This window comes from Streptomyces sp. NPDC058289, from assembly GCF_042880975.1.
In the GTDB taxonomy this organism is placed as follows: domain Bacteria; phylum Actinomycetota; class Actinomycetes; order Streptomycetales; family Streptomycetaceae; genus Streptomyces; species Streptomyces stoeckheimensis.
The window spans coordinates 19,176-30,218 of record NZ_JBHVYI010000098.1; the positions used below are offsets into that span (position 1 = coordinate 19,176).

Sequence of the window (11,043 nt, forward strand, 5' to 3'; positions counted from 1 at the left end):
GGCCTGCACCGGCTGCGCTTAGAACCAGTGCCCGGGGGCGTCATCTGTGCCCTGGAAGCGTCCATCTCAGCGGGTGCTGGGCGCCGACATCGACCGCGGACGCAGCGCTGCGTGGCGGTGCTGCAGACATTCAGGAGTTCCTGGACATCGGGCAGCACGTGGCCCGGACCCGCGACCAGGAACAAGCCACCGTCGCGGAGCTTGCGAAGCGCGCCGAGGAGGCCGGCGCGCAGGCCGACCTCGCCACGAAGGCCGCGATAGAGACCTCCGAGCAGGCCAAGGAAGCGGCGCGCCGGGCGCAGGAGGCAGCAGCGCGTGCGGCGAAGGAAACTGAAGCAGCCCGCAACGACTCCCTCAGGGCAGCAGCCGCCGCCGGACAAGCGGCCAGCGCCGCTCGTGGTGCGGCCCAGGCCGCGCAGAAGGCGATCGCAGCCTCCAACGCTGCGATCCGTGCCGCACGCATCGCCGCGACCGCCGCCCAGCAGGCCGCCGGTGCGGCCATCGGCGCGGCCGATGCCGCAGCGAAGGCCGGACGAGCCGCGGCCGATGCCGCGACTGACAAGAACAAGGCAGCTGAGTCGCGTCAGGCGGCCCAGGAAGCCCGCGACGCCGCCCGGGCAGCTGACGGCGCGGCAAAGGCAGCGGAATCCGCAGCCAAGGCTGCCGAAGACACCGAGAAGGTCTCCACCGCCGCACGGGGCGCCGCCAAGAGCGCTCAAGACGCTGCCGACGCCGCCGAGGAAGCCGACGGCTTCGCCTCTGCGGCAGGCGTCAACGCCGCAGAGACCCGGGAAGCAGCTGCACAGGCACGCCGCCACGCCAACGAGGCCAACCGCGCCGCGACCACCTCGGAGACCCTAGCCCGCAAGGCCGCCAAGGCTGCCTACGAGGCGAGGGACTTCGCTAAATCCGCCGCGACCCACGCGCGAAAGGCTGCCGACGAAGCCGACCGCGCAGCCGACCATGCGGGAGAGGCCGCGCAGGCCGCCGCCGAATCCACCAAGCACGCCAAAGCCGCACAGACATACGCGGACGTAGCCGCGGCCGCCGTGACCAAGGCCAAGGAGATCCACGACCTCGGCCGCGAAACGGAACAGACGGACATCGACACGCGCACCGCAGCGGCCACCGAGCGGGCCAAGGACTACGCCAAAGACGCCCAGCAACTCCAGAAGACCTTCCAGGAATCACTCGACGCCGTCAGCGCCCGTAAGAAGCAGGCAGAGGAGCTCGGCCTGGAAGCGGCCAAGCCCGGAGCCGACCTGCCGCAGTTGGTCCTCAAGGGACGCAAGCTCGCCCTCGACCTCATGCAGAGCGGCGGAGCCTGGACCCAGTCCGCGGCCACCGACGCCCTCACGGGCACGGACCAGGACGTGCGCACCTATCTCCTCACCGGCCGTCAGCAGGGCCTTGACCAGGACGCCCGCGACCGCGTCGAGGAGATCTCCAAGGACGAGAAGCGGGTGGCAAAGGTCCGCACGGCCGCCGCTGCCGCTCTGAAGACGGACACCAAGGGCATCAACGAGTTCCTGAAGAACGGTCAGTACAAGGCCGAGGAGATGGACCTCGACCTGAAGGTGAACCAGATCTCCAGCACCGGCGGGGCCAACGTCAAGGCCGCGGCCCGCAAGGCCATGCTGGAGGGCACCGGCCAGGCGCTCGCCGCGTTCATCAACGAGGGCCAGTACACCGCCCGAGAGGTCGACGAGAACCTCGCCGCGACCCAGCTCGCCAGCGCAGGCGGTCCCGAACTCAAGGCCGCGGCAGAGATCGCCCTATACGGCGACGCCCAGAGCCTGCACGAATTCATCACTACGGGCCAGTACTCCGCGCAGCGACGCGACAACCTCACCGCCACCCACAGCACTCGCGTCACGGGCATGATCTCCAGTGCGGCCCGTGTCGCTGCGCTGGCTCAGGAGCGGGCCTTCCTCGCGGCCAAGGTCGCAGCCGAGGCCAATGACGCCGCCCATCAGGCCAAGGACGCCGAGGCCAAGGCCAAGGCATCGGCCACGAAGGCTGCCGGCTACGCCGAGGACGCCAAGAAGTCGGCCGCGCAAGCTCAGACATCGGCCACCAAGGCGGCCCAGTCAGCCAAAACCGCACGAGCCGCGTCCGACCGAGCCCAGAAGGCCGCAGCCGACGCCGACATCTCGGCAGCCATGGCCTCACAGTCCCATCAAAACGCCCTCGCCTCAGCCACCGAAGCCCACGAGTCGGCAGACCAGGCCTACGCCGACGCCAAGCAAGCAGGACAGGAAGAAGAGGATGCCATCAAGGCCCGCGACGAAGCCTTCGACATCACCCTCCAGAAGGCGAAGGCGGAGTACGAAGCGGCCCTGAAGGCCGAAGAGCAGCAGCTGAAGGACGAGGCGGCCAAGGAGCGCAGCCAGTACATGCGCTGCGAGCAGCCGATCGCCAATAGCATGTCTGGGGCGCGCTGCTACTTTGACGAGCAGGCCAAGCAGCGGAACGACATGATCGCCGAAGCCCTCATGAAGGACCCGGCACAGCGCTTCATCATCAAGATGTGGGCCGAGGGGCTCGCACTCTCGGACTTGGCCGGCTGCGCGGACAACCCCGAAGTCAAGAAGTGCGGCGCCGCGGCAGTGGCCTTCCTCCCCGTGGGGAAGGTTTTCAAGGGCACCAAGTTCGCAGGAAAGTTCGAAGAATTCGTCCGGGCAGCGACGAGCAAGGGCGGAAAGTTTGCCGATTGCTTCACCCGGGCGATGCCCACGTGCCCTGTCGGGTTCGTCAAGATCGGTACCGACAAATTCCGCTCACCCAGTGGCATCAAGTACAAGCCCGGCTCCGCGCAGGGGCACCGAATCGATCACCTGATGGAGCACACCAAACCAAACGCAACGGGTAAACCACTCCACACGATCTTCATCGAGAAGGATCAGGCAAAGCTTCTGAACCTCGTGGATCGAGCGTACAAGAAGCGCGGATTGTCGTACCCCGGGGATCAGAGCCGGTACTACGTGGACTTGGGCGAGCAGATCGGTGAAGGTAAGGGGGAGAACTGGATGAGGCTTGTAGTAAATCAAAATGGAGACTTCGTGACGGCTTACCCGGTGACGGGGTACGGCAAGTAGAGTCCCCTGGTGCGGGCGCCCAAAAGAAACGTGGGCGCCCGCACGACTGTGAACGCATACTCTAGGATGAATACTATGAATGAAGAGCATCAACTGGTCGAGATTCTCCGATCCCTGGATCGCGTTCCTTGCTCCAGCGACCTCGAGACTCCCGACGGCTTTGACTTCGAGGCTGCACGGGCAGGAGCCGTTCAACTCCAGAACCGGCTTTCCAAGGACTTGGAATTCCCGTGGGAGCTGAGTGATGAGAACCAGGACGCCAGCTACTACTTCGCCGTGCACGTCCAGAACTGGTTGCCGGCACTGGCCATCAGGCTGAGCAACTACGGCAAGCTCGCCGTAGTCACCACACCCAACCCCGATAGCCACCGCGACCTCGACCATGCCGTCCGCGACGGGGCAGTCACTGCTCAGCAGCGCGAAGCCATCGAGACTGCGCTGATAGACCTGGGATACACCGCCGTCCCGCTTCCTCTTCTCCGGCGCCGATATGACGGCGTCACGTGGCTCGCCGATCTCAATGCCGAAGACCACTCGTTCATCACCTACCCGGCGGATGCGGAACACGTCAGCTGGTGGACCCGGTACTTCGAGCACATCTGATAGCTGAGTGAGCTTCTTCGAGTTGGCCACCGATCGGCTGGTGGTCGTGAAGCGCAACGAACGAGGCCCCCGAGCTGTTGATCGAGATGTCTGACGTCTCAATCACGTTGCTCGGGGGCCTCGTTGGTCATCCATTCTGCCGCACTTGACCTGCCGCATGAGCTCGTGGAGTGGGTCACCATGCTGGTTGTCACTCGTGAGGGCGACCGGCGCTGCAAGCTCCGTCCATCCCAGCGGGCGATGGTGGCACTGGTGTACCTACGAGAGCACACCACTCTGGCGAAGATCGCCGCCGGGTTCGGGATCAGCGAGTCCACCGCCCACGCCTACATCAGCGCGGTCGTCGACCTGCTCGCCGAACGAGCACCGGGTCTGCTCAAGACGCTGCGCGAGCACGGTCCCGTTCTTTCGTTGGCGTGGTGGAAGCGAATCGCGTCCGATGTCTGAGCCCCCCATGGCTCAGGCAATGGGCCTGTACCAGGCGGGTCGCTATGCCGAGGCCGAGGCAGAGGCCCGCTCCGTGGCCGCAGCACGGTCCGGTTCGCGTGACGACACCTACGGGCCACTGGCGCTGGGCATTGCCGCGCTCGCGGCGGGGCACAAGGTCGCCATGCCGATGCCGTCGGCATGTACGACACACTGGTGCCGGTCTTTAGATAGATCTTTGGCGCCGAGCACCCGCAGACCCGCTCGGACCGAGCCCAGGCGTTGAGTGTGCTCGGCCGGTACGCCGAGTGCGAAGCGGAGTGCGCGGCCGTCGCTGTGGCCGCGGGGAGCGGCACGGGGCCGGACATGGCCTTGGTGATGACTAAGGCTCCGACGGACGGCGGCGGTGAGAGCGAAGGTGGTCACCCTGCGCGGCATGCGGGTTCGGCTCTTCGGTGGTGGCCTTCTGCGGCCTGCTGGACGGGTTCCGGGCGCCCGGTCACGAGGCGTGGGGGATCGTGCCGAGGCGGATCCAGCCCGCCGGGTCGGGGTCGCCGCCGTTGGAGGCGTAGACGCTGGTCGCGCCGTCGGCCTCCCGGAGGAGGTAGTCGGCGTGGGTGCCAGCGCCCAGGTCCGCGAGCTGCACGCGGTCGGTGCTCACACCGGAGGCGGTCCGGCCCACGTACTGCCAGCCGCCGTGGCTGTCCCCGCCGTGGTTGACGTAGGTCGTCACGCTGCCGTCGGGGTTGACGGTCCAGTAGTCGGCACGGCCATCGCCGTCGAAGTCCGCCAGGCGCACACGGCTGCGGTCGGTGGTGGTGCCGGTCGCGACCTGCCCGAGCCCGACCCAGCCTCCCACGCCGGCGGGGTCACCGCCGCGGTTGAGGTAGGCGGTGACGGCGCCGCTGTCGGCGATGGCGAGGTAGTCGGCGCGGCCATCGCCGTCGAAGTCTGCGAACCGGACCTGCTCGTGCGAGCGGGTGGCGCCCCAGGCGACCTTGCCGCGCTCCTCCCATCCGCCACTGATGTCTCCGCCGCGGTTGAGGTAGGCCGTGACACCACCATCCGGGGCGATGTACAGGTAGTCGGCGCGCCGGTCCCCGTCGAAGTCGGCGAGGCGTACGCGGGTGCGGTCGGTGGTGACGCCAGTCGCGACCCGGCCGATGTCCTGCCAGGAACCGATGCCTTCACCGCCACGGTTGAGCCGGGCCCGGACCTCTCCCGAATCGGCGATGGTCAGCTGGTCCGTGCGCCCGTCGCTGTCGAAGTCGGCCCAGCGGACCCGGTCCGTGCCGCCCGACTCGGTGCCAGCCCGCGGTGCGGGGGCCGGCTGCACCCAGCCGTCGGTGACCGCAGCCTTGAGGCCATCGTGGTACGCGTCGGCCATCTTGAGATACCCGGCGTCGTTGGGGTGGAGGCCGTCGGGCATCTCAGTGGCCAGGTCCAGGCGCGGGGACGTGACGTAGCGCACGTGGCGGCCGGCCTCGAAGCGGGCCTCGACCGCGGCGAGCAGGTCGGTGTTGAAGGTGGTCGTGCGCGCGTACTGGCCACGGGTGTCGGTGAGCAGTCCCTGAACGATGACGGTGACGCCGGAGTCGTTGGTCTGCAGGCGGTCGATGAGGGAGACCAGGTCGGCCGCGGCGGTGGCGGGGTCCTCGTTGTGGGAGTTGAGGTCGTTTATGCCGAGGTGGAGCAGGACCACGTCGGGCGCGGCGGCGCGCTGCCACTGGTCGATGCCGTCGCGGATGCCCTTGATGGTGTAACCGCTGTGGCCCTCGTTGTCGGGGTCGGGCGTGTCGCCCCAGGAACCGGATCCGACGAAGTCGGGGGTGTAGCCGCCCTGGGCCGTGATCCGGTTCCACAGCGGGGCGCGGTATCCGGCGCCGCCGGAGCTGCCCGCGCCGGCGGTGATGGAGTCGCCGAGCGGCATGATCCGCACCAGCGGAGGGGCCGGCTGCGGTGCTGCGGCGGCGGGGCTGGCGCCCGCCAGACCGAACGCGGCGGCCCCGGCGAGCAGGGTGGTGGCGAGGGTCAGAGGGGTGCTGCGCTGTGTCACGGGTGGCTTTCGCGATCGTCGGCGGTCGGTCTTGGTACGAGGTGGGCACGGCCGGGGGACGGAGAGAACGGGACGGCCGTCCCGATCCCGCCGGGGGCAGGACCGGGACGGCCGTTCGCATGGGGCTGTGGGAGCTCGACCGGGCAGGAGCTTTTACGGCTCAGGTGCCGCTGGCCACGACGCCGATGCCCTTCCAGCCGTTGGCACCGGACGGATCGCCGCCGTTCCAAAGCCACACGGAGGCACTGTTGCCAGCGCCGGCGACGATGTAGTCGGCGTGGGTGTCGCCGTCGAAGTCGGCGAACTGGACCTTGGTGTGGTCGGTGGTGACACCGCTGGCGATCTGTCCGACGACCTGCCAGCCGTTCGGGACGACGTCGCCGCCGCGGTTGACGTATAGGTCGACCTTGCCATCGGGCTTGACGTAGAGGTAGTCGGCCTTGCCGTCACCGTCGTTGTCGGCGAACCGGATGCGGCTGCGGTCGTTGGTGACACCGGCCGCGGCCTGGCCGACAGCGGGCCAGCCGTTGCCGGACTGGTCGCCACCGCGGTTGAGGTACGGGTGCACGGAGCCGCTGTCGCTGAAGGCGATGTAGTCGGAGCGGCCGTCGCCGTCCCAGTCCGCGAAACGGACCTTGCTCGCGTAGTTGGAGACGCCCGCGGCGACCTTGCCGATGTGCTTCCAGCCGTTGGCGCCGGCCGGGTCACCGCCCTGGTTGAGGTACACCTCGACGGAGCCGTCGGTGTTGATGAGGAAGTAGTCGGGCCCGAGGTGTCCTGCTCGCTACTTACGCCTGCGCCCGGACCTGGCATCGGAAAGCCTCGCACCGTGACCGCTGACAGGGCTACGGCCTCCGCGGTGGGTCACCTTCCGTTGATGTGGGCGTCAAAATCCCTGGTGTTGATCAGGGAGTCGACAAGCTCACTGTCAAGGAGGGGGTTTAGCTGCAGGGCGCCTGTGATCTTGTCCAGGCTGAGGTCTGACAGGCCGAGGGAGTCAGTAATCTCGCTCAGCGGGATCTTCCGAGCGGTACCGTCGACAGGATGGATCCCCGGTCCCCCCGCAGATGAGACCAGCAGCTGACGTGCGACTTGGGGGTCTGTGACGAGCTGCCCGTCGGGAGATAGCCGGTCCACGATCTGCGGCGGCACTTCGGCCAGGGTTTCAGTCAGCGTGGCTGGGTCCGCGTCACCTTTGGCCGCGAGGGCCTCCAACTGTTTGACACCGATCGCTTCGGTAACCTGCTTAGGCGTCAAGGGCAGGTTCTCGCCGTCACCGAGCCAGGATCGCACGTGTCCTGCCAGCGCCGGGCTGGCGACCAGAGCCTGAGTCGACGACCGGACGAGATCGCGTTCCGTCAGATCAGCCGATGAGGACGTCCCGGCCAAGGAACCGCCGACGGTGTCTCGCGAGGCTTCGTGTTCAGGCACTGCTTTGTCCTTTGGTTGAAGTTGTCGGTGTCTGCCGGTCAAGACGGCGTTCATCGTGGCCATGTCCAGCAGGCGTGGTCATGATTCATTAACGACCGCACAGGTCCAGCGGTCACTGCCGGGCCGGTTGGCGCGAGTAGGGCCCTGGTGCAGTTAAGGACCAAGGTCAGACGCAGGAACACCACCGAGGCGGTCATCGGCGCCATCACCGGCACCCTGGGCCGCCCCCAACTCCTTCTCCTCGGCCGCCACGACGAGACCGGCCGCCTCCGCCCCGTCGGCCGCACCGTACCGCTGCGCCCCAACGCGGCCCGCGAGCTCGCCGAGCACCTCACCCCGGCCGGGCCCGGGCATCCGTGGACCGGTGCGAGCTTCTCGTCAGGCTGGGGCGCCCGCGACGTCCTCGATGCCACGCTGGTGGAGCCTGAACTCGTTGCGGAGATCAGCGCCGACACCTCCGTCGACCGGGGCGGCGTCTACCGCCACCCGATCCGATATACGCGGCTGCGCCTGGACGCCGCCGTCGAGGATGTGCCCCGGTTCGGCGGAACCGGGCCGCAGCCGCAGAGCTGAGCGGCTATCCGACGCGGGTGCGATGGGATGCCAGATGCCGGCAGGGTTGGGGTGCGGGCGGGAGGCTGCGGGGCATGGACGTGGTCGGTGACGGTGGAGCTGTACGGGCTGCGGAGCGCTGCCCGGCAACTTTGGGCGCGCGCTGTCGGGGGTTCGAAGTGCGCGTCGAGTGCCCGCTCGGCCGAGTACGAAGCTGCAGGCCAGTTGCCGACGAGCTGGCTCCTGCCGCCGCCCCGTCGCTTGCCCCGGACGGGATGTCTGCACGTACCCTTCGTCCCCGTGGGGGTGAACCCACGACCGTGCTTGTTGGGGAGCAAGTGCCTTCCCGACACCGAATGACAGGGGGCAGCCCATGGAACAAGTCGTGACGGCGCTGCCCGACCATGATGGCGTCCGCGTGATCTTCTGCGCCGGGGAGTTCGACCAGGACAGCCTCGATCCCTTCAGCCAGGCCGCCGAAGAGGCCGTAGCTGACCCGACCGTGCGCCGGATCGTCCTGGATCTCAGCCAGGTCGCCTTCGCCGATTCCTCCATGCTCAACGAACTGGTCCGTCTGCGGCGCACCGGCCACCCGCTCGTCCTGGCCGGACCGCTGGCCCCACAGCTGTCCCGGCTCTTCGAGCTCACCTCGGCGCACCAGATCTTCACCATCACCGACAGCATCGATGAGGCACGCGCCCTCTAGCGGGCGCCAGCAGAAGCCCGACCGTGCTGGTTACGCGCTCCGATCGCGTTCCGCGAGCAGCACATGGGCGGTGATCGTCTTTCCCTCAGGGCCGACAGAGATCTCGATGCGCTCGGCGAGCTGGTTGACCAGCAGCCAGCCGAATCCTCCCGGCACCCACACTGCTGTGCCCGGGGAGCAGGGAAGAACCGCAGATGCGTCCGACACCTCAACCGACACTGAATGCGGCAGCCACCGGACGCTGAAGGCAGTGACCCCGCCCGCGTGCCGGGTGGCATTGCTCACCAGCTCGGCCACCACGGTCAGCACGTCGTTCAGCAGGCGCTCGCCCACATCATGGGCGGCCAAGACATTGCGGGCGACCTGCCGGGCGTCCGCACACTTGAATTCAGCCATGCGCCGGGATGTACCTGGCATCGTCGCTCCTCTCACCCCTCGTCTTCCCCCACAGTTCCACGACACCCCCCGCCGAACGGTTCCCCGCCCAGCTACGCATCCGGCCCAGAATCCCCCAGGCGGTTTTCGGCCTCACCGGCCGTCTGGGCCGACCCGTCCTCAACGGCGAGCACCAGGTCCGCGCCGGTCATCTCCAGCAGCCGGGCCAGCTGGTTGGGAACAGGGCCCCTCAACCGCAGGTCGCTGTCCCGGTGCGTGACCAGCAGGAGGTTCAGGAACGAGGAATCGGCGAAGGTCACGTCCCTGACATCCAAGACCAGCTGGGTCACTTCGGGCGCGGCAACAGCCGTGGCACACGCCATTTGGAGCGCATCCTCGGTGTCCGCATCGAACTCGCCTGAGCACCGCACTACCCGCACTCCACCGTGATCGGGCAACACCGTCACCGTCGGCTCCACAAGACTCCTCACCAGCACATATGAAGCCCTCATCCTGCCCAACTGCGGTCTGCTCCACCACCCCGCCAGGCCTTTCCCCTGGCCCCTGTGGCCGACCGGGCGCTTCGCGGAGGAAGCCTCGTCCAGCACGTGCAGCTTGAGCGACCTCGCGGCGGTGGATTCGAACAGCGCCTGGCCGGCAGCCGGTGTCTGTGGCTGTTCGGGGCAGGCGAGTACGTGACAACCTCGAGAAAGGGAGCTAGTGGTGACCAGCAGCCGATCAGCCCGTGCGAATGTCCGCCCGATACCCCGGGACCGGCCCGATCAGCAGGCGGCCGGACCGGACGAGCTGGACATCGAAGCGATGCTTGCCCACGCACACACGAGCACCGACGAGCTGCACCTACGCGCAACTACCCTGCCGGAAAGCCCTCGTGACACGCGCAGACGTACAGACCATCCCGGCCCGCTGTAACGGCCGCCCACACCCGGCCGCGTGCCGTACCCCTCTCGGGTCATAGCCGATCACCTCGTGAGCCCCTGTTCCCCGTCGGTCGGCTTCAATGGCGGAACACGGCAGCCGGATGGTCAGCGGGCCGAGACCTGTTGCGCGAGCTCCTTCTGATCGCGTTCGATTTCGGCGCGTTCCTGCGCGATCTCCCGGGTGAGGAAGAAGTTGAGGATGGTGCGGATGGCGGCGATGGCCGCCAGCTGGCCGATCTCGGTGAAGCTGGGGGCGACCGCGGTGCGCAGGACGTCACCCACCAGTTGGAATTCCAGTCCAAGGACGAGGAAGCGGCCGAGGCTGAGCCGGATCTTGTTGAACTCGACGATGAGGGAACGGCGACGCAGGCCGGTGCTGGCGAACCGGGTGAACGCCCAGACGGTGCCAGCGAAGATGATCAGCGCGCCGGCCGCCTCGATGATGTGGACCAGCCCTCCGATCAGCTGTTGCACTCCGGACTCGGACAGCAATTCACCTGACAGGTTCATGGGCTGTGCATACCCCCGTCTGCGGACTACATGGACGCTGGCGAGTGGGCCGTAAGCGCGGATCTGGCCACCAACACGGCAGTGCACCGAAAGTGGGCTGCACGTCTTCCCGCCTGCGCCGATAAGAAACAGGTAAGTTTTGCGCGCATGTTCGAGAGGCGGTCGGGCAGATGAGTGCTCGGAGGTTGATAAATATGGTTCCCCTGCTTCTCGTTCTTCTGCTGATTCTGATTCTCGCCGGTGCGGGCTTCGCGATCAAAATTCTTTGGTGGGTCGCGATCGCGCTCCTCGTGCTGTGGCTGATCGGATTCGTTGCCCGCCCGAAGGGCAGTAGCGGCCGGTGGT

At 67.6% G+C, this 11,043-nt stretch carries 10 protein-coding genes and 2 pseudogenes; 6 read left to right on the forward strand and 6 right to left on the reverse strand.

Annotated features, from left to right (window positions below):
* Window positions 1-158 precede the first annotated feature (158 nt).
* The 3 genes and pseudogenes from ACFVX6_RS34230 to ACFVX6_RS34240 form a co-directional block, all read left to right on the forward strand.
* Window positions 159-3,098, forward strand: coding sequence for a hypothetical protein (locus ACFVX6_RS34230; RefSeq protein WP_389698165.1), 2,940 nt, complete (start codon window positions 159-161; stop codon window positions 3,096-3,098).
* A 75-nt stretch (window positions 3,099-3,173) separates the two neighbouring features.
* On the forward strand, window positions 3,174-3,701 hold the full coding sequence (locus ACFVX6_RS34235) for a hypothetical protein (RefSeq protein ID WP_389698167.1): 528 nt from the start codon (window positions 3,174-3,176) through the stop codon (window positions 3,699-3,701).
* A 123-nt stretch (window positions 3,702-3,824) separates the two neighbouring features.
* Window positions 3,825-4,103 (forward strand): annotated as a pseudogene (locus ACFVX6_RS34240) (transposase family protein); the annotation flags it as partial.
* 523 nt (window positions 4,104-4,626) lie between these two features.
* On the opposite strand, the gene ACFVX6_RS34245 reads toward ACFVX6_RS34240, so the two are convergent.
* From ACFVX6_RS34245 to ACFVX6_RS34255, 3 genes and pseudogenes are all read right to left on the reverse strand, one after another.
* Window positions 4,627-6,183 (reverse strand): FG-GAP-like repeat-containing protein, encoded by a 1,557-nt coding sequence (locus ACFVX6_RS34245; RefSeq protein ID WP_389698169.1) that lies wholly within the window; start codon window positions 6,181-6,183, stop codon window positions 4,627-4,629.
* A gap of 160 nt (window positions 6,184-6,343) precedes the next feature.
* A pseudogene (locus ACFVX6_RS34250) lies at window positions 6,344-6,937 on the reverse strand (FG-GAP repeat domain-containing protein); the annotation flags it as partial.
* Between the two features lie 110 nt (window positions 6,938-7,047).
* On the reverse strand, window positions 7,048-7,614 hold the full coding sequence (locus ACFVX6_RS34255) for a YidB family protein (RefSeq protein ID WP_389698171.1): 567 nt from the start codon (window positions 7,612-7,614) through the stop codon (window positions 7,048-7,050).
* Window positions 7,615-7,761: 147 nt separating this feature from the next.
* Between ACFVX6_RS34255 and ACFVX6_RS34260 the strand changes: the two genes are divergently transcribed.
* Both ACFVX6_RS34260 and ACFVX6_RS34265 read left to right on the forward strand, forming a co-directional pair.
* The gene (locus tag ACFVX6_RS34260) at window positions 7,762-8,187 is read left to right on the forward strand and encodes a hypothetical protein (protein WP_389698173.1); all 426 of its coding nucleotides are present in this window, start codon (window positions 7,762-7,764) and stop codon (window positions 8,185-8,187) included.
* A gap of 352 nt (window positions 8,188-8,539) precedes the next feature.
* The gene (locus ACFVX6_RS34265) at window positions 8,540-8,872 is read left to right on the forward strand and encodes an STAS domain-containing protein (protein WP_389698175.1); all 333 of its coding nucleotides are present in this window, start codon (window positions 8,540-8,542) and stop codon (window positions 8,870-8,872) included.
* A 30-nt stretch (window positions 8,873-8,902) separates the two neighbouring features.
* Here ACFVX6_RS34265 and ACFVX6_RS34270 read toward each other — a convergent pair whose 3' ends face one another.
* The 3 genes from ACFVX6_RS34270 to ACFVX6_RS34280 all read right to left on the reverse strand — a co-directional run bounded on the left by ACFVX6_RS34270 (window position 8,903) and on the right by ACFVX6_RS34280 (window position 10,692).
* A complete protein-coding gene (locus ACFVX6_RS34270) occupies window positions 8,903-9,268 on the reverse strand; it encodes an ATP-binding protein (RefSeq protein WP_389698177.1) in 366 nt (121 codons plus the stop codon).
* A gap of 92 nt (window positions 9,269-9,360) precedes the next feature.
* The gene (locus tag ACFVX6_RS34275) at window positions 9,361-9,726 is read right to left on the reverse strand and encodes an STAS domain-containing protein (protein WP_389698179.1); all 366 of its coding nucleotides are present in this window, start codon (window positions 9,724-9,726) and stop codon (window positions 9,361-9,363) included.
* Window positions 9,727-10,293: 567 nt separating this feature from the next.
* Complete coding sequence (locus ACFVX6_RS34280) at window positions 10,294-10,692, reverse strand: DUF1622 domain-containing protein (RefSeq protein ID WP_389698181.1); 399 nt, start codon at window positions 10,690-10,692, stop codon at window positions 10,294-10,296.
* A gap of 176 nt (window positions 10,693-10,868) precedes the next feature.
* Here ACFVX6_RS34280 and ACFVX6_RS34285 point away from each other — a divergent pair.
* Window positions 10,869-11,043: hydrophobic protein (locus ACFVX6_RS34285; protein ID WP_389698183.1), on the forward strand; the 175-nt coding region annotated here is incomplete at its 3' end.

What these genes read in the sequence shown, in the direction of transcription:
- ACFVX6_RS34235 (WP_389698167.1), top strand. Translation starts at nt 3,174, where the DNA reads ATGAATGAAGAGCATCAACTGGTCGAGATTCTCCGATCCCTGGATCGC.
- ACFVX6_RS34265 (WP_389698175.1), top strand. Translation starts at nt 8,540, where the DNA reads ATGGAACAAGTCGTGACGGCGCTGCCCGACCATGATGGCGTCCGCGTG.
- ACFVX6_RS34270 (WP_389698177.1), bottom strand. Translation starts at nt 9,268, where the DNA reads ATGGCTGAATTCAAGTGTGCGGACGCCCGGCAGGTCGCCCGCAATGTC.